Source organism: Carnobacterium sp., from assembly GCF_049673005.1.
In the GTDB taxonomy this organism is placed as follows: Bacteria; Bacillota; Bacilli; order Lactobacillales; family Carnobacteriaceae; genus Carnobacterium_A.
The window spans coordinates 1-20,074 of sequence record NZ_JBATXB010000113.1 but is presented as its reverse complement, the minus strand read 5'-3'; the positions used below and the strand labels follow the sequence as shown (position 1 = coordinate 20,074).

Annotated in this window: 16 protein-coding genes; 1 reads left to right on the top strand and 15 read right to left on the bottom strand. The window is 35.8% G+C overall.

Annotation, left to right across the window (positions count from 1 at the left end; genetic code table 11):
- Nucleotides 1-84 precede the first annotated feature (84 nt).
- Nucleotides 85-1,542, top strand: coding sequence for a WD40/YVTN/BNR-like repeat-containing protein (locus tag WBF61_RS08810; protein ID WP_424255746.1), 1,458 nt, complete (start codon nucleotides 85-87; stop codon nucleotides 1,540-1,542).
- 138 nt (nucleotides 1,543-1,680) lie between these two features.
- Here WBF61_RS08810 and WBF61_RS08805 read toward each other — a convergent pair whose 3' ends face one another.
- The 15 genes from WBF61_RS08805 to WBF61_RS08735 all read right to left on the bottom strand — a co-directional run.
- Nucleotides 1,681-3,222 (bottom strand): hypothetical protein, encoded by a 1,542-nt coding sequence (locus tag WBF61_RS08805; protein ID WP_424255744.1) that lies wholly within the window; start codon nucleotides 3,220-3,222, stop codon nucleotides 1,681-1,683.
- A 22-nt stretch (nucleotides 3,223-3,244) separates the two neighbouring features.
- Nucleotides 3,245-3,907, bottom strand: coding sequence for a cysteine hydrolase family protein (locus WBF61_RS08800; RefSeq protein ID WP_424255742.1), 663 nt, complete (start codon nucleotides 3,905-3,907; stop codon nucleotides 3,245-3,247).
- Complete coding sequence (locus tag WBF61_RS08795) at nucleotides 3,900-5,435, bottom strand: hypothetical protein (protein ID WP_424255740.1); 1,536 nt, start codon at nucleotides 5,433-5,435, stop codon at nucleotides 3,900-3,902. The genes WBF61_RS08800 and WBF61_RS08795 overlap by 8 nt, the downstream gene beginning before the upstream one ends.
- Nucleotides 5,436-5,536: 101 nt before the next feature.
- Nucleotides 5,537-6,379: a cysteine hydrolase family protein gene (locus tag WBF61_RS08790; protein WP_424255738.1), complete on the bottom strand. Its 843-nt coding sequence runs from the start codon at nucleotides 6,377-6,379 to the stop codon at nucleotides 5,537-5,539.
- Between the two features lie 35 nt (nucleotides 6,380-6,414).
- Nucleotides 6,415-7,728, bottom strand: coding sequence for a uracil-xanthine permease family protein (locus WBF61_RS08785; RefSeq protein WP_424255737.1), 1,314 nt, complete (start codon nucleotides 7,726-7,728; stop codon nucleotides 6,415-6,417).
- 67 nt (nucleotides 7,729-7,795) lie between these two features.
- On the bottom strand, nucleotides 7,796-8,740 hold the full coding sequence (gene arcC, locus WBF61_RS08780) for a carbamate kinase (RefSeq protein ID WP_424255735.1): 945 nt from the start codon (nucleotides 8,738-8,740) through the stop codon (nucleotides 7,796-7,798).
- Entirely contained in the window at nucleotides 8,737-10,170 is a 1,434-nt protein-coding gene (locus WBF61_RS08775) for a DUF1116 domain-containing protein (RefSeq protein WP_424255733.1), read from the bottom strand. The genes arcC and WBF61_RS08775 overlap by 4 nt, the downstream gene beginning before the upstream one ends.
- A 16-nt stretch (nucleotides 10,171-10,186) precedes the next feature.
- Nucleotides 10,187-11,728, bottom strand: a complete 1,542-nt coding sequence (gene fdrA, locus WBF61_RS08770; protein ID WP_424255731.1) for an acyl-CoA synthetase FdrA — start codon at nucleotides 11,726-11,728, stop codon at nucleotides 10,187-10,189.
- Entirely contained in the window at nucleotides 11,688-12,656 is a 969-nt protein-coding gene (locus WBF61_RS08765; RefSeq protein ID WP_424255730.1) for a DUF2877 domain-containing protein, read from the bottom strand. Before WBF61_RS08765 ends, fdrA begins: the two co-directional genes overlap by 41 nt.
- A 161-nt stretch (nucleotides 12,657-12,817) precedes the next feature.
- Entirely contained in the window at nucleotides 12,818-13,927 is a 1,110-nt protein-coding gene (locus WBF61_RS08760; protein ID WP_424255728.1) for a ring-opening amidohydrolase, read from the bottom strand.
- Nucleotides 13,928-14,062: 135 nt separating this feature from the next.
- Nucleotides 14,063-15,316, bottom strand: a complete 1,254-nt coding sequence (locus WBF61_RS08755) for a citrate transporter (protein WP_424255726.1) — start codon at nucleotides 15,314-15,316, stop codon at nucleotides 14,063-14,065.
- Between the two features lie 421 nt (nucleotides 15,317-15,737).
- On the bottom strand, nucleotides 15,738-17,354 hold the full coding sequence (locus WBF61_RS08750) for a PucR family transcriptional regulator (protein WP_424255725.1): 1,617 nt from the start codon (nucleotides 17,352-17,354) through the stop codon (nucleotides 15,738-15,740).
- 292 nt (nucleotides 17,355-17,646) lie between these two features.
- Complete coding sequence (locus WBF61_RS08745; RefSeq protein WP_424255723.1) at nucleotides 17,647-18,573, bottom strand: GGDEF domain-containing protein; 927 nt, start codon at nucleotides 18,571-18,573, stop codon at nucleotides 17,647-17,649.
- Nucleotides 18,574-18,992: 419 nt separating this feature from the next.
- Nucleotides 18,993-19,211 (bottom strand): DUF3006 domain-containing protein, encoded by a 219-nt coding sequence (locus tag WBF61_RS08740; RefSeq protein WP_424255721.1) that lies wholly within the window; start codon nucleotides 19,209-19,211, stop codon nucleotides 18,993-18,995.
- Nucleotides 19,212-20,074: ComEC/Rec2 family competence protein (locus WBF61_RS08735; RefSeq protein ID WP_424255720.1), on the bottom strand; the 863-nt coding region annotated here is incomplete at its 5' end.

Below are 20,074 nucleotides of genomic sequence, written 5' to 3'. Positions count from 1 at the left end.
ACAACCATTGGTAAAAAAGAACAGACATGATAAACTTATTCTACGTTTCCAGAAATTTTAAATAAGATGGAGTTGAACAGTATTTTGACTAATAAGAATTACAACTGGCGTGCATTGGTCTTTAATCCTCTTGTCGTCATTATTTATGGAATAGGCTGTCACTACTTATCTTTACTTGCTGAGTATGGTGGAATTAAACTACGCGTTCCCATTATCTTAATTATTTTTCTTAGTTTACTCCTCTGGTTTATCGGATGTCTTTATTGGTACATGGTAAATAAATATAACAAAAACACGCAGGAAAAAAAGCCTTCCTATTATCTAAATCGATTGAGTCAATTTATCTTTCTCTTAAGTATAACTTCTCTTGTTCTAATCACACTTGCAACCGGAAAAAATATCTATCACAGTGGAACCCATTCTCAAGGACGGTTAGCTTTCGTCATTAACGACTTAGTCAATAAACGAAACATTTCTTTTGATCATGACAATCTATATAAAGATGATTTAGATGGGTTATTTAAAGACCTCGAATCTAAAATAGATTTACCTAAGGAACTTTATATTGATAGCCATTTTGAAGTGACCTTCAATAAAGAAGGACAAATAACGTCTCTTTATAGTTTTCTTTATGGTTTGAATCAAAAAAGTGAAGTAGAAACTTTTTTAATTGATTACGATCGTTCAAAAAGCAACAAAATTAATGTCGTTTTAAACGGATACACTGATTCAACGTTTAACGAAACAGCTCGACTTCAGCCGTTGATAGATGGAATAAAGCATTTGCCAATTAAAGAAACCATCAACGATTGGGATGAAGACTCGTTTGGTATTTACTATACGGGTTACCGTAGCTGGGGATTTAATGATAGCAGTGTTCGTTATTTTAATAAAAGTGGAGTGACTTTCCCGATTGCCTCGGCTGATGAGGAAATAACTGGCTACACTATTTCTGTATATGCACCGAATGAACCGAACATCACACCCGTTCGCTTTATTGATTATTCTTTAGTAAAGTCTTCTTTAAAAGAAAAAGTAGCCATTGATACCCATGAAAGTAGTGAAGAAGAGTATTATTACCTGAATGAACAATTAGGTTATCAATTGCGAGTAGTTGACGCTGCATTGGGTTCACGTTTCTATGCCCTAGACCATACTAGTGATGGTGGCAATACTTGGGTAACCATTAATTCTGATCCTTTTTTGGGAGAATTAGGAGTGAGTTCAGGAATCACATTTATCACTAACGACCTTGGTTTTATTGGGCTAGCTCATAATGGTTCAACTACTACAGATTTGTATCGAACAACGGATGGTGGTCGAACGTTTGAAAAGTTAACATTCCCACCTATCGAAGTTCCTTTAACAGACACTGAAAAGTATAATCCCTTCGATTCCCCTGAAATGCCTTATGAAGACAATGGTTCACTTTCTCTTTTAATCGGTCAAGGAATAGACGGTGATTACCAAGGAGGAAGTAAGATTCTCTATCGTTCAACAGATGATGGCAAGACATGGGTGTACACTACAGAGATTAAATAAGCCAAACTAGTGGATCTTTTGAGCACTAAAAATAAGCATTCATTTTTCCATATAAAGAAGCTGTCCTCGAAAACTAACGAGAACAGCTTATTTATTTTGTTTGCCTTTAGTAATCAATGCTCATTTTTGAACCACTGCTTACTTCAAACTTTTGGCATTCTCTTCTTCATCATCTGAATGTCTATAGAAGTGGAAGAAAAGTAATCCTGCTGCCATCGATAAGTAGCCAATCGCTGCACTCATTCCTGTTCCAAAACCTATTTGACCAGCATGAATAAATCCGAAGAAAGAAAGGACAGCCGTTACTAAACTATAAATGGCCGCTTTGTCGTAGCGTTTTTCAATTAAGAAAATCACAATACTGATTAACATCATTGAAACCAAGATATCTGCTGATCCTAAAACGCTCCAGCCTTCATATTTGACTCCATTATTTAATAATACGTCATAGCCTACCTCAGCTGCACTTGTCCCAGCAGCGGTTAGAGCATTGTTGACCTGTAGAATAACAAAACTAGCAATAAAGGGCATTAAGCCTAAGATCATCGCAGGGATATGTTTTGGATCAGCTGTTTTAAAGGCTTGCGTTCCAATTGACATCGCGATGTATATTAAGATTGGCAATAATGCTACTAAAGGAATAATCGACAACATTAAAGGAAGTAACCCAATAAAAGCTACTACAATAATACTGATTCCCGTTAATATTGAATACCCAACACGTGCTCCTGTAGCTTTCCAACCCGGATGTCCAATATAAATAATCGTTGGATAAGGGCTTCCTAGCATTGCCCCAAATAGTGTTAAAAGAGCCGGAACAAGTAAAGATAAAGTAGTTGGATACTCATCTCCATCAGCCGTAGCACTTTCGACATTATCTAAGCTTTCTAAAAAGTCATAGATAGCCAAAGGAATAGCCGCTGCTAAAAATGGAGACAAGTAAGCAAATCCGTCCATTAAATGATTTAATGCAAAAGAAGGTGTCGATAGTGAGAAACCGTTAACCGCTTCTTGAACTGTCGCGATATCCATGTAACCTGTTACCCAAGCTAATATCATCCCTATCACAATTGCCAACAAACCAGCAGGAATGTTCCCTGGTAAACGTTTATGAGCAATCCAACCTGCTAGAACAATGACTAATGTCAATAGTCCTATGTACGGAGTAGAGTAGACCTCACCCATTGGATTCATAGCAATATACGTTAAGGCTATTCCAGCTAGTGATCCTAATAGTGCACTACGCGGAATATATTTTTGAATATAGGGTCCTACAAATGCCCCTATAGTCATGACGATACCTTGCACCACATTCCAAGCTAAAGCTGTTGACCAAGCTAATACCCAATCACCTGTTTGTGCATGTACAGGCAATATAATCCCAAATGCTACGATAAAATAATGAGGGACACTAAGGCCATATGGCAAAGCTGTTACATCTGATCGATTTTCCTTTAAAGATTTACGACGTGCCTGTACACCGAAAATAATGCTGCCTATTCCGATTGACAACGCAGCTGCTGGAACAATTTTCCCGTAAATAATACTTGAAGGCATGTTGATTGCTGCTAATAAACCTATCGCTGCTAATAAATTGGTTAAAACGTTACTAAATAAACCAAAGAATCCATTCGCGTCTCCCTTGACTAACCAAGGAGTACCTTTTGATTTTTCTTCCATCCTTATTCTCCTCTGTTTCGTATTAGTTAATGGCTTCTAAAAGATTTTTTGATTCCGTTGTCCAACCAAATATACCGCCTTGTTGGTTAATCATTCGGATAGAATCTTCATGATCTTTTTTATCAAAAGCTGCACAGCAATCTTCTAACATTAAGCACTCGTAGCCTCTATCATTCGCTTCACGGATTGTTGATTGTACACATACGTGAGTTGTTACACCTGCAAGAATCAGACTCTTAATGTTTTTATTTTTTAAAATGGTTTCTAAATCTGTTTGGTAGAAAGCTCCTTTACCAGGTTTATCAAGAATAACTTCCCCTTCAATCGGTTGCAGTTCATCAACGATATCATGACCATACTCACCGCGTACTAAAATGCGTCCCATTGGACCTTCTTCACCAATGCCTCCACCTCGCTTAGACTTGCTAGCTGGTAAATCGGTCAAATCTGGTCGGTGACCTTCTCTTGTATGGATCACAAGCATCTCTTTTTCCCTTGCTTTATCTAAAACGCGTTTAACATTAGGAATGATCGAATTAGTCGTTGACACATCGTTTCCTAATTGTTCACCAAAGCCACCTGGATACAAAAAATCACGTTGCATATCGATAATAATAAGCGCTGTTGTTTCCAAATCCAATTCAAATCCGTAAGGTTTAGCTTGTACTGTAAATTGTTTAGTCATAATTAATTCCTCCATTTTTGTTTTTATTTATTTTTTTATAAAATATACCTAAAATAATACTCACAATGATGTAGCTCACCGCTGTTTCTATTCCGATACCAATTCCAACCGCTTCATAATGTATTAATCCAAAGAAGGAGAAAATAGATCCGAGAAGAGCTGTTATGGCTGCATAATGAAAATTCCGATCAATTATAAAGGATAAAATACTTGACCAAAGCATGCTTATGATAATAGCCCCAGAACTTAAAGCAATTAAGCCTCCATAAGGCAATCCTGCTAGTTCCATCGCCTCATACCCAACAGTTAAGGCATCTGTCCCAGCTGCGTTAAGAGCATTTCCAATAATATTCTTCCCCCAATCCGCTAACCAAGGGATCAAAGCAAGAATGACTGCTGGAGCATATTTTAAATCTACTTCTTGGAAAGCTTGTGCGCCTATCATTAAACCAATGTAGATTAAGATAGGTAAAACGGCTTCAAGAGGAATAATCGTTAACAATAATGAAATTAACCCCAACCAAGTGATCATTAAAACAGCTATCCCTGTTGCTAGTGTATAGCCGATTCTTGCTCCTGCTTCTTTCCATCCAGGGTGTCCAATAAAAACAGCTGTTGGAAAAGGACTACCCATTAAGCTGGCTAAGATACTTGTCGATCCATCTGCCAGCATCGTTTTAGTCGTACTATAAGAATCACCCGCTACTTCAGCGCTCTCAACATTATCAATTGTTTCAAGCATATTATAAATACCAAGAGGAATAGCTGAAACAATAAAAGGGAGTGCTTCAGAAAAACCACTAACAATACGATTGATTGAAAAAGTTGGAACAGAAAACTTAATACTATTTAATGAACCTACTAACGCATCCAAGTCCATAACCCCGGTAGCCCACCCAATTGCCGTTCCGACAATAATGGCTACTAAACCAACAGGCAAATGAAATGGAAATTTAACTTTTCCAAACCAACCTAGTAAAATAATAATGAATGAGATCAAGCCAATATAGGGCAGATCAAACGTTTGCATTGCAGGTGACATTGCGATAAATGTGATAGACGCTCCTGCTAAAGAGCCCAGCATAGCTGATCTAGGAATTAACTTTCTGATTTTCGCTCCAAAAAGTGATCCAGATAGTTCAATGATTCCTTCAATAAATCCCCAGGCTAAGCTAGCATACCAAGCCAAGTAAGGATCCCCGGTTGCTCGGTAAACCGGACCGATGATTAGAAAGACAATTAAAAACATATGAGGCACGCTAGTTCCTGAAGGCAATGCTGTTACTGTATTTCTTTTTTCTTTTTTTGCCAATCGATAAGCCATATAAGTATAGATGACACTACTGACAAAAATAGATAGACCGACTGCGGGTAAGATTGAACCAAAAGTTAGTGTGGCTGGTATCCCAGTACTTATTAACAAACCTGCCATCACAAGTAAGTTGGTTAAGTTGTTTGTGAATAATCCAAAAAACCCGTCAATATCTGTTTTTTGCCATAACTTAACATGACCATTGAATGATTCCATAACTCGTTCTCCTTAGAATGAACTTGTACTATAACTTATATTTATGATTACTGATTCGTTAGTATATGTTAAAAAATAGTAGTTTTTTATTATTCTTAATTTTAGTCCTTTTCATCTTTAGTTAAATTTGCTTCATTTATGGCTTTTACAAATTTATCTGAATCTGAAACGTTGCCAAACACGCCACCTTGCATTTTTATAGACTTTATTGCCGAGTCGCAATTCCCTTGATCTGTTGCACCTGTTGCATCTTTTAATAAAATACATCCATAGCCATAATCATTCGCTTCTCTCATGATAGTGTGCACACAAACGTCTGCAGTAATACCCGTTAAAACTAAATGCGTAATTCCTAAATTCTTCAAAACTAAGTGAATATTGCTGCTTGCAAAGGCGCCTTTTCCAGCTTTATCAATGATGATTTCTCCAGGAAGAGGGTATAACTCATCGATAATATCCCAGTTTTTTTCTCCGCGGATTAATAATCGTCCTAAGCCACTTTCTGGCTTATCTCCAATTCCAATCCCTTTTCCAATAATTTTAGATCTTAATACTTTTAAATAAGGAGCATCAGATAGGTCAGGTGAGTGTCCTTCTCTTGTATGAATAATCTGAATATCTGTATCTCTTATTGTATCTAATACTTTTTTAATTGGTTTTATCGCACTAGCTGTTAAGGATAAATCATACCCCATCACATCAACGTATCCATTTGGACCGCAAAAATCGGTTTGCATATCAACAGATATAAATGCCGTTCTACCAGAATCTAGTTCTATATAAGCTGTATCACCAAAGTTCGGTGTATCTTCAACTTCTAGTTTAATTAATGTGCCTTTTATCTCACCATATTGCCAAGTGGGATAAGGAATAACTTTATTTTCTAGAAACGATTCATAATCTTTTTCAAGTTGCATTTGTATTGCATTCTTTTTTCCATTCATTATTTCTCCTCCTTTACCATTCTAATCAAGACTAGTTAACTGTTTACTTTCCTTTCCCTAAAGATAATTTGTTCAAGTAAAATAACTAAGATGATGACCAGGATAACAGGATTACTCATAATGGTACCAACGATGCGTGGAAAGCCTTTAAAAAACTCAGTTGATAACCTAGAAGTTCCAAGAGCAAAAAATAAGGAAAACCCAACAATAAACATCTCTCTTGTCTCAAATTTCACTGACTTCTTTGATGAGTCTATGCCGATCCCAATTAACGTTGAAGCAACTCCTAGAAGAACAGCTCCTGCGACTGGTTCAGGTATAGCTGCCATCAAACCGGCAATTTTACCAAAAAAACTCAAGAAGATTACGAGTAGGCTTGATGCAAGGATAAAGTAACGCGAAGCCACTTTAGTTAAAAGAAGAAACCCTAAATTCTCACCATATGGTGCATAGCCTGGAACACCCAAAAGGCCTGCTAGTGTTCCTTCAATTAAACCAAAAACACTAAACAATCTTTTTTCTCTTTTAGGAGATATTTTTACATCCAATAATCCTGCATAACCTTGTACATTTCCGTATACATTTATCGCTGAAAAAAAATGAACAATTGTCATCGTAACGATTAAATCTAAAGGCGGTAGTGTCATTCCGAATGGAAACAATTTAGGAATAAGGATAGTTGGCATCGTTTCAACCAATGCCCAATTAAATGTTCCTTGAATCATAAAAATGGCATACCCTAATACGATAACAATCAATACTGGAATAGTCGCCAGAACCCCTTTGCCTTTTATCGAAAGAATCCCGCAGACTAACGCTAAAAATATTCCTACATAATATGCCCAACCGACTCCATAAACTGCTAGTAGCTCCATTCCAGAAAAACTAGTAGCTAACCCAACCATTAAAACCATTGATCCTTGCGTAAGAGGTGTCCATACTTTTCCAATTGAATTTAAAGCTCCTGTCATTCCCAGTATGGCAATCAATATTCCTGCTATCATATAGGCATTAAAAGAAGCTAAGGCATAGGCCTCTCCACCTACTTCATAAGCAGCCACTATTGCTAAAGAAGGAATAATATTTGGCCCTGAGATCATAGAAAGTTTGTGTCCTGCCATGGATTGTATAAACGTTGATAAGCCAATCATTAATACGACTCTTCCCATATACTCAGCTAAAACAGCATCGTTTAAATCCAATCCTTTACCCACAATAGCATAGCCCCAAATCACTGGGTAAACCATAATCATTACCCACTGAAGCGAATAAAGTAGAGCATCTTTCCAATTTTTTGGTTTATCTTCTGGTCCATAAATAAGTTTTAATGACTCGGATGATTTTTTCATATCATTCCCCTTCTTTAGTTACACTGTTCGTTTTAACAATCCTAAAAAAGAACGTTCTATCATTTTTTTAACCTTCTGAATCTTCATAAATAATGGTACCGTTTAATCCTAATATCGCTTCTTTTGTTTTACCCATCGAAGTAATGATTGCCTTTCTTCCTCGTTTAGACTTTACAAACAAGATAGCTGCTTGGACTTTTGGTAACATACTACCTTCTAGAAAATGACCTTCCTTCATCCATTTTTCAGTTTCACTAACAGACATTTTTTCTAGATTTTTTTGATTGGCTTTAGCGAAATTTAGCGCTACTTTATCAACTTCTGTTAAGATAAATAAATAATCAGCATCCATTTCTTGAGCCAAGTGTTGACTCGAGAAATCCTTATCGATAACGGCTTCTACTACTGAAAGTCGGTTCCCCTCTTCTACAACTGGGATACCTCCCCCACCTACTGCAACGACAACCATCCCCGCTTTTACTAATAGATCTATGCTATCTTGTTCTACAATTCGAATAGGAATAGGGGAAGGGATTACCTTACGGTAACCTCTTCCCGAATCCTCTACATACTTTTCCCCATTCTGCCTCATCCGTTTATCCGCTTCTTTTTTTGTATAAAAGATACCGATTGGTTTGGTTGGGAATCGAAATTCTTTATCTTGCTTGTCAACTATCGTTTGCGTAACGATGACAACGACCGATTTATTTATTTCTCGCTCTTTAAGTTCTTCTCTCAGTGCATTTTGTAAATGGTTGCCTATATACCCTTGACTCATTGCCCCAGAATCTGAAAGGGGCATGAAAGGTATACTCTTTTGTTGTTTTTCTCCAAGTCTGAATGCTTGCTGTATCATTCCTACTTGTGGAGAATTTCCATGAGAGACAATAACATCATGGCCTTGTTCAATTAAGTCTACAATTGAACTACTTGCTTGTTTAACTAGTTGTCGTTGCTTGGTAGGAGTATCTCCAAAGATATGGCCGCCTAATGCGACGACAATTTTACTCATACAGGTTGTTCCTTTTTATACTTTTGCACAAATGCTAGTAAAGCATCTTCAAAACATTCTTTTGGCGGATGCACAATACCTGCACCAATTTGACCAATCCCTGCTACTTTATGTGCCATTCCAGTATTAATGATTGGCAATACTCCTGTATCAATGACTTTACGTAAATCGATACCTAGAGCTGATCCTCTAAAGTTTAACGGTGGAAGAGAATAATTACTATTTTCTCCAACTGTGATTGTGTACATCTGCTCACTGTTATGGATTGCATCATCTACATCCCCACCTACGAATTGAACGATTGCTGGTGAAGCGCCCATTGCAAATCCGCCAATACCCATAGTTTCTGTAATACAGCTATCTCCTAAATCAGGTGCTGCGTCTTCTTCACTAAAACCAGGGAAGAAAAGACCTTCCACAAAGTTTGCGGGTGCTGTAAACCATTCGTTTTCACCTAAACCACTGATTCTTATACCGAACTCTACACCGTTTCTTGCCATCGTTGTTACGACTGTAGAATGAGCTACTCCATGACTGGCATCTAATGCAGCTTTAGAGGCTGGCATAGATAGGTTTAAGAAATAATGTTCATTCCCTTTTATAAAGTTTAAAACTTCTTTTATTTCATTTTTCTCTAAATCTGTTTGTAAGAAATAACCAGAAATTTCACGGTAAAACAGGCTAGTTGAAGCTTTATTTCGGTTGTGGCATTCATCCCCCATGTGCAAAGCTTGAGCAGTGATGGATTTTATATCAATACCTTCTTCAGTAAGACTAAGCGCTTTTTTTAATGCTGGAGCATAAACTTCTTTCAACCATTTTAGACGTTCAATCACTTCTTCTGAATAGGCGCCAAAACGAAGTACTTTTCCAAGACCTTCATTAACGGTACAATAAGCTCTGTTTCCATGAACAACGTTTTCAACAACATGTACTGGCATAGATGGTGAAACAATTCCCGCCATTGGTCCGACTGTTGAATGTTCATTACATGGTGCAAACTCTATTTCACCAGCTTCAATAAGGTTTACAGCTTCTTCTTCATTACTTGCTAATCCTTCAAAAATTAAAGCTCCAATAATTGCGCCTTTAACTGGACCAGCCATTCTATCCCAAGTTATAGGAGGGCCTGAATGTAAAATTAATTTTGAATGCATCCCAGGTATAACATCTAAAGCTAGTCCGATATCAATTAAATAAGGATGTGCTTCTTTCATACGTTTTATTACTTCTTGGTTTGCTGCTTCAATTTTGTCGTTATCTGCAATCGAATCGAGAGCGTTTAAAAGCTTGATGTTTCCTCCAGCAGGTGGTTGCCAATTAACTTGAATCGTCTCTGTCTGTTGGATTTCTACCTCTTTATTAAATTTAGCTGTTCCTATATTAATGACTTTCAAATCTTGACCAAATAAATTATTTTCTTTACTCAAATCAAACGCCCCACTTTCAAATCAATTTCACTGCTATTTCAGCAGCTTGTTCATTACTTTCTGCGATGCATACATTTAATGATTCTAATTTTCTAGCTTGTTCTGAATAACTTTGTTTGTCGGTGCTTGTACCACAAATGTAAGCAATTATTGGTAAATGACGACCATTTTCTTTTGCAATCTTTTGAGCTTCTTCTAAAGCTTCAACTGTTACACCTACAGGATCTTCATGAGAACCGTATCCTAATTCAAAATCAAGTAGTAAAACGGCTGTTTCTGGATCTTTAGCTTCTTCGATAATACGCTCATTTCTTAAAGAAGGTTCAATCATTGGGTGTGGTTTACCTTGTGTAAACTCATCATCTCCTAAATCAACAAGGGTATTCCCCGAGCTAGCGTGTACATCTTCAAGTTTTTCGTTGGCTCTTTTTGCAACGTTACTTTTTATTGCCTCAACATGAGGTCTAATGACTGTTAATGCTTCCGAAGTAAGCGTGCCTCCACAAAATAGACCACGAATATATTTTTGAGAAGAATTCATTTCTTCTTTTTGACTCTTGATCCAGTTAGTTTGTTTTTCGCTAATCGCATTGGTCCACTCTTTATCAGAGTTACCTAAAGCTTGTACAGCTAGAACGGCTCCTTGTCTCAATGTTCCTGCAAATGAAGCTCCAACTTTTTCTACATCTGTCGCATCACCATCTAAGAAACAAACTACCACTGGTTTTGTCATTGTTTTTATCTGTTCCATAATTTTTTCTTGAACACTTGCTGCAGGTGGCTTAGAAATCAAAACGATAACCTTAGTGTTCTCATCTTTTTCAAGCGCCTTCATTCCTTCAAGCATCATTATTCCACCGATTGGTTCTTGCAAGTCTCTTCCACCTACACCAATTGCTTGCGAAATGCCTTCGCCTAATCGATCAATTTGGACACTTACTTCTTGAAGACCTGTTCCTGAAGCTCCTACCAAACCAATGTTTCCTGGTCTAACTTTATTCGCAAAACACAATCCTACATTATTAATAATGGCAGTTCCACAGTCAGGTCCCATTACAAAGAGCCCTTTGTCTCTTCCTAGCTCTTTTAATTCTCTTTCTTCTTCTATTGTTACGTTATCGCTAAAAATCATAACGTTAAGATTTTTATTTAAAGCTTTACGTGCTTCTCGAGCAGCATACGTTCCAGGTACAGAGATAACCGCTAAATTAGCATCTGGTAAAAAGGTTAAGGCTGTTTCTGTATTTTCTGCTGACGTTTCACCATTCTTTTTCTTACCGCCTTTTTTTGCATTTAATTCTTCTTCAATTTTCTCGAATGCTGCTTCCATATGCTCTTTAGAGTCTGCATCGATAGCAATAATCAAATCATTTTCTGATGCGTTATTTGCCTCTTCTGTCATTAATCCAATATTTTCTAGTAATTCTTTATTCATTTGAGTGGCCATTGAAACAACCGCTTGTTTTACACCATCTGTTTTACTTATACTTCCTGACAAAGACATTAATGTCACCGAATCATGATAAGCATTTTTTTCTATCATTACTTTTGAAACCATTTTTTTGCCTCCTGTTTAAATCATTCATTTGTTCATAAGCGAACATTACTCCTATTAACATATCTGTCCCAGATGTAGCACCTATTTTCAAAAATGGGGATAAGTATGTGGATAAGTCTTTTTCTTGGTGGCGCTCTAGCAAATCAACAAGCGCTTCATTTACATACCCATTCACACCGTTTTTGAGCATAAAAGCACTAACTGATGTGGATCTTTTTTTTACGTTTTCTATCCATTCTTTTTCTTTAAACTGTTCAACTAAAGGGTTCTCAAAACTTTGCCAGACCGCTAGACAACCAAGCAGGAAGTCATCCCCCGATGGTGTCAGACCCACTCCTAATCCTACTAACCCATAACTATGTTTTAAAACAGCTTTATTGTTTTCTTCTATTGCTGCTTCCATATTTTTTAGGGCTTGAAGAAAAAAGTTAACGTACACATTAGTCGTTTCAGTCATACTTGATTTCTTCATTGTGTGTATTTCCCAAGCCGATAATAATCCGCTATCTTTGCCTTGCTCTTTAATGAATCTGTAAATAGCATTCGGAAATGCTTCCGTTAAGATTAATTGAGTTGGATTCTTTTTCTCTATTTTTGTATACTTCGTAGATGCAGTCGTGTAATTCCATTCCATTTGGTTTAATTCTATTGTATCTTTTTTAGATAACCTCACTACATCACCAGGAGCTACTTCGCTCTTCATTTTATCGAACAAGTAAGCATCTGTTGTTTTCATCATCCACGGTGAGGAGATCACATCCTCTAAAGCTAGAGTCAAGAGATTGCTTTGATCAATAGACAATACATTTATAACCTTATTAAAAACACTATGGACCGTTCCGATTAAAGCAGTTTCTTCTAGATCATCTAGCCAACTTTTTAATTGTTGGTCAACCGTTGCGATGTTTCCAAAGTAATCTTCAGACATTTTCTCACCCATATTTTTTGTTTATTTTCTTTTGTCTTAGTTGTTAAGTGACCAGAAATCAATCCTTCTCTACTCGGCTAAGCATTTTTTTATAAAGAAGGACGATTCCATTCATTCATTGGAGCTAACGGATCACTTTACTTATTGAGTTTTCAAGTTGGTTACGTTCTAGCAATAACTGCTACTGGGCCGCCACCGTCTGGTCCTTGATGCTCTGCTCCACCTGAAACATAGACCATTGGGTCTTTAGTTAGAGTAGAGATAACAGCATTAACAACTGCGCGAGCATGTCTAGTATGGTTAATGTCTGAATCTTCTAACATCACAGTACGTCTGTCACGACAGGTTCCTGTAGATGAAGCTTCTGCTTTAGCTAATACGTTTACAAGTTTGTCTAACTCTTTGTCTGATGGATATTCTTCAAATACTAATCCAGCAGCTTTCATAGCTTCTTTAACCGCTTCAATATCAACTGCATCTTTCATTACTGCAGAACCACTTAGTAGATCACTAGCTGAGTTTGTAGAGTTTCCAATAAGGATGATTTCATCATTTAGCAATTCAACGCCAGCAGAAGTTGAAGCTACTCCTGAGTAAAGACTATAATCGTGACAAATCATTTCATTGTTTAATTGGTCTTCTGTTACTTCTCCTAAGGCAAGTGCTACTCCTAGTGCTGAAGCGCCTCTAGAATATCCCATTGATTTATAGGTATCATTAATCGCAACTTCTTTGCCTCTACTTTCTGCCTCTTCCATTCTTTCTGCAGTTAATAATGGACATTTGATTTGTACAAAGTGAACATCTGCTGGACTCTCAATATGAGCATCCTTCATAGCTTGTGTCACACACTTAGCTACTTCTTTTACTTGTTCCATTCTTCCAATTTCTTCAGGTTTAAAGTCTCTAGTGAACGCAATACCTGCCGCTAATCTTTTTTCTCCTGATTGGTTGGTTTCGCCTTCAACTTCTTTTTTAACAAAGACCGTAATATGTGGAGACATCACGCCTTCTGTTCCACCCGACATAATAAGAGCAACTTGCTTTTGAACTTCTTCTGGTGAGCTATTTAATTCTCCAGCTAGATAATAAGAAAGAGCCATATTTGAGAATCCACGGGTATAGTCGTTTACACAACCGTTCCCTTCAGTTTTACCTAAAATAGCAATGATTTCTTCTGCTTTAATCGTTTTATTATCAACCAATTCTTTCAGTCCTGAAACGTCATCCGGTGAGTTTGTTGCTATACGAAATACTTCTACTTTTTGCATAATTAAATTCCTCCTAATAGGTTTAATGGTTCTTATTTTTTTATCATATATGAGTAAGTTCTTCATCCTGCAAGCTTAATTTAAGTCACTTCCATTCGAAGCCCCCTTTCAATTTTAACTAGTTAAATTCACTTTTTAAATAACTACGAAAGCTACTACAATAATTACAAGTAGCATACCTATAACATACTTAGTATTGTTCTTAACAATTCCTAAAATATCCATATCAAAACCTTCTGCTAAAGCTGCTACGTTAATTTGAACTGGACTAATTTGAGTACCTAAGCCTGTTGCTATAGCCACAAATCCCATAGCTTCAGAAGGCAAGCCTAACGTGCTCAATGTGGGTAAGATTAAAGCTAATACTCCTGCAGCAAATGCTCCTGAAGGTATGGCGATTAGGAATGCTAGAATCATCGTAACAGGTAACAAGATAATTTCTGGAACGCTTTTCGCTAATGAAGCAATTTGTTCAAAAGTCCCTAAGTCCGCTATCATATTAATAAAGGCTAGGAATATACCGACGGAGAATAAGGTTGTCAGAATAAATCTGGATCCGTCAACTAGTGCTTCACTCATCGTATTCAAGTTCAATGGAGTAAACAAAACGGTTAGTATCGCTGTAATGATGACAATTGTTGCTGGAGTAAATACAGCGGTTCCAATTAAATCATTTAAGTTACTTCCTATAACAACCATTGTAAGTAGGGCGATAAAAGGAACAGCACGGCCAAGCAAACTTAAGTTACTTTGCACTTTTTCGCCTTCTACCACTTCTTCTTTCTTCATAACCAGACTACCTCTTTTGTGTGCACCATAAATGGCTAAACCTACAGCAAAAAGATAAAAGGCAATGGTGTAAGGCAACATAGCTGAAGCATGTGATACGACATCAATGCCTGCACTATCTGCAACTAAAACCGTTTCTGTTGAAGAAGGAGCTGTCGTAAACCCAACAGCTGAAATAATTGCCATTGCTCCGATTACTTCTGGTATTGCTCCGACTGCTACAGCCATCAAAGGGGCTGTTACCATTGTATTCCCAGCAGCTGTTCCAGCAGCATAAGTAGCAAATCCTTGAATTAAAACGATAATCCCTGCTAAAATAGCTATTCTCCCTTTCAAGACTCTTTTAGCTAAATCAACTAAAGCTTTAATACTTCCTGCCCTAGAAACCATTACTGCTGTTGCCGCATATATAATTGGAACAGTAATTCCTAGCATATTTGATATTCCACCGATGAATTGTTCAGTGATGCTATCAAATCCAAACCCACCAATGATTATCGCTAAAATCCCTCCTGCGAATCCAGCAACAAGCATATGTTGATTGCTGAATAATAAGATTAATACGACCACGACAGGTATTAAGTTAATAAATAAATCCATGTTTTTTCCTCCTCGTATTCTGACTGGTTCATTCATTTTTCTAGTGCTACTAGATTGTTAAACTATTCCTTAGTTAATAATGGCTATTCTTTAGTGTTACTCTTTTTATCGAATATAGTGCGTTAATTATTGTTTTTTTATTATACAGACGTAAATTAAATACTATTATTTTATTGTGTTCGAATTTAATTCGTTCTTCTATCTCCTCTCGACTTATTAAAATTCAAGATCATACTATAAGTATAAGAAGCTCTTTTTTCATCGCTTCCCTTTCCTTATGAATTGATTGTAACAATACTTGAAAGGGTTTTCATCGTCAGAAAAGTATAAATAAAAACAGTTTGATTGTCATAAAATAACAATCAAACTGTTTTTATTCTTATTCGGTTATAAAATAACCACTTTATACTTATTCAATCTATTATCCTCTTTCTATTTCTGTCCACATCTTTATATGATAAGCGAGAACGATTTCAGCAATTTCTAAGCCATCATCTATGTTTATCCCTAACTCTCTTAGACGGTTAACCCTATACCGTAATGTGTTGTAATGAATAAATAATTTCTTAGCAGCTTCTTTATGGTTGAACTGTGTTTCAATCAATGCGAATAACGTTTTTAATAGATCCATGTTAACTTTTTCGTCATAGGCCAAGATATCCCCTAACTTCCGTTTAACATACTTATCTAAAACGCTTGTATCTTCAACTTCCTTAATAATACTAAATAGTTCATTATCGTCATAATGACTTACAAAGCAAGCCTCGTTTAATTTACGTCCGATAAACCAACTATCTTTTGCCTCTTTATAAGCTTTTGGAAATGAGCGAGAATTTAGTATCGGGTTAGATATTCCTACTCCTATTGGGTAGTTCTTTTTCAATTTTTTAATTAATTTGTTTCCAATTTCTTTCATCTTCTGTTTACTATCACTAATGAAAGCCACATTTACGAATACGACTAACGCACCATCAATATAGGTCATTTTTATTTTTTTATTGGTGGTGATTAATTCTCTTTTTATTATATCTTCAATCACTTGGCTATGAATTATTTTTTCGTAATCGTTCATCTTAGACAATTCATCCTCGTTGAATAATTTTAAGACAAAGATAACCTCTGGAAATTCCATATCCCAGCCATACAACTTTGCTTTTTCCATCGTGACTAATTGGCTATAATTCGTTCCTTGTAGAATATCACGGATAAATGAGTCTTGGAAATTTCTTTCTTTTTCAGCTACCGCATGATTTTTATAAAAAACGGAAGCTAATAATAATGACGCTTCTTCAACGGCTATTAGTAAATTTTGCTCTTCTTCATTTCCGCCTAAGAGAATCAAATAAGCAAATTTATTGTTTTCAGCCTCTATTGTATAGTTAATGTAATCTTCATTTGTATACACTTTATCATCGTATTTGATAATCAATGAATGAATGCCACTTTTTTTATCTAGTAGCTCAATTTGTAATTTTGTTTTATCCATGTTAGCAGATTTAGCTATTACATTCGTATTAATGTCTAATAGAACGACTGAGTGATTCACCAGATTCGAAAAGCTATCAATCATCGCATGTACATCTTCGCCTTTTAAAAACATATTCATTAATTGATTGTGGACGTCTCTTTGAAACTGCAACGCTGTTATGTGCTGATCCAGTGAAAAGCTAATAATTTCTGAAGCTAAGTCTGATAAATTTTCATCACTATGAATTTCAATTATAGGGAAATTTAATTCATTCGCTTGTTGTATCATGCTCTCTGGAATCATTTCAATGTATCTACCTGTTTTTATACAAATTCCTGCTGCTGAGGACGCTGAACTTTTTGGTATAAGGCTATTCATCGCTTCTAAATTGTTTACAATTGGGTAAAGCGTTGTGATGATTAAACTATTTTCTTCTACAAAATCTCCTATATCGGGTACTTCCATTAAAGTTGCCTTTTCTACGGTATTGGTTAATCCATTTACTCCGGCAATTGCTTTCGCTCCAGAGAACCCTTTCAACTTTAATATATCTTGTACTATTGTAGCCATCGTAATCTCCTTTGCTCAATCTTAAGTTTTAAAGTCTGAGTTTTATGCCTATCTTTTCAAAAAAATCCAAAAAATTATTCTGCTAGTCCATACTTGATTGTTCATTCTAACAATAACACATTCCATGTATTAACTTCTAAATATAAAAAAACTTTATCCTATTTTGGGATAAAGTTTTTACTTCTAGCTTATCTTTATTTATCTGAAATTAAAAACTCAACTCTTTTTTAAGTTTCCCTTTTCAGAAAAAAACAGTCCTTTTAAACCATTATTATTCGCTATCTCTAAGACCTTACGAATAAAGGTACACTCTATTCCCACCACTTTTTTTTGCTGCATAAAGGGCTTGGTCAGCATGCTCATAAAGGCTATCAATTTCTTTTGTGCTATCAGAATAAGTTGTTACACCTATAGATACACTGATATGAATTGATTTTGTGTCATTATTAATAAGAAAATACGAATTTTCAATTACCTTCCTAACTGACTCTGCTCTTTCTTTTGCTTCTTCGAGCGTACAATTATGAATCAATATCGAAAACTCTTCTCCACCATTTCGAGAAACAATCTCGTTTGGTCCTTGAATTGATTTTAAAATCAGTGCAAATTTACTCAAGACTTTATCGCCTTCTAAGTGTCCATACGTATCATTTACTTGCTTAAAACGATCAATATCTAAGATCATAATAGAGATGTTTTCATTCGATTTCAATTGTCTTTTCTTAGCTTCATTAAACACTCTATCAAAATTTCGAACATTACTCAGTCCTGTTAAAGGGTCTGTAAAGGCATCATTCTTATGTTGTAAAAATAGCTCTTCACTCCTAATGAGGTAATCCAATATATAAACCGCTATTAGTCCGCCTAAAATACTGATAATACTATAATTGATCAATAATGAAATATTTATACTCGTCGTCGAAGGAATCCAGATTGATAAAAAAGCATTGGTTAACGCACTTATTCCAAGCATAACAAAAATACAAATCCAACGATTCTTCATTCTCTTAGAGACGTATTGAAAAATAGCCCATGAAACGAGAATAAAAATAACATTAGAATAAGATTGAGCATTTACGCCTATGATAAATCTAGTAATGATAATAAGAGAAGCTGTTACAGAGGCTGAAATCCAATTGCTGTATAGTACAACTAACATTAATGGGATAACCCGCAAATCTATGATGGAGTTTACTCCTGCGTCAATACTAAAGTACATTAAAACAACTCCTAGTATGCCAGCAAGAAATCCTTTAAGGATAGAGATGCTTGTAGTCTTATAGTTACTAGGATCTTTTTTTAATAATTGCTTGTAAACAAATAGAGAAGAAATTAACACACAAAGATTTAGAAAAAATCCCTCATATACATATAACACTAGCCTCTTCCTTTCCATGCTAAACTTTTAAACCGGTTTCATTTTTATTATACTACAGTTATTTAATTTATAACATCCATTAATTAAAGTGTAGAAAAGTATACACATTCTTTTAACTCATTATAGCTATAAAATAAAACTAAACTCATAAGAATAGATACAGTATGAGTTTCAGATTAAGATTCTGTTGGTAAGGCTAACATTTAGACTTACAAAAAAAGACTCTATCCAAGTAAGATAAAGTCTTTTTTTATAATAGCCTATTCTTCTTCAAACAATTCCTTCATTAAGTCCTCTATTTCCATCCTCAACTTATCTGTTTCTTCTTTATCAATCGTAACGACCTCTCCATCAAAGATAAGTAAATCTCCAACTTTACTATTCTTTGGCAAGTTTTTTCTAGGCACATCACGCATTTCCTCGCCGAATTCAACAACTGCTAATTCACCTTCAAAACGATCGATAATTCCTTTTTCCATTTATCTTACCATCCTTGGTGTGACTTTCAATCCATTTGAACTAAATAAAACATTCCCAGACTTATCTGTTCTATAAACCGTTGATTTCACTTTTTTCAACCGATTGGATACATCAGATGTCGGATGTCCGTATCCATTTTTACCCACAGATAAAACAGAATAAGCAGGAACGGCTTTTTCTAAAAATTTGGCAGAGGTAGAAAATTTCGATCCATGATGACCTACTTTTAGAACATCAACTTTAGAGATTAGTTTTTTCGCTAATAAATCTTTCTCTGCTGCGTTTTCAGCATCTCCCATAAATAAAAAGGATTTCTTATTGTGCTTAAGGTGCAATACTGCGCTCCAATTATTCAAGTCTGATTTAGCATATGCTCGAACTGGACCGAGAAATCTAAGCGTAATATCTTTAGCCTTTGTCGGGATTTCTAATCCTTGCTTGGCCACTGTAAATTTCATTTTCTTACTTTTAACAGCTAATAGAAAATCTTTATAAGCTAATGTAGTATGGCTAATGTTAGGAGCATACACTTTATTGACTTTCATATTCTTTATTACATAAGCTAACCCTCCAACATGGTCTGCATCAGGGTGAGTAGAGACAACAGCACTAAGCGTTGTTACTTTATTCTTTTTCAAATAACTTACCACTTGAGGACCTTTCCCTTTTCCACCGCCATCAATCAAGATATTTTCATTTGGTGTTTGAACTAGAATAGCATCACCTTGTCCTACATTTATAAAATGGACTTGAACATAACTAGCAGCTGTAACCTCTTTGATTCCAGTAAAAAACAAAGCAAACAAAAGAACAAGACTAATCACTCTTATCTTTTTCATACGTACTCCTCCAATAAAATCAA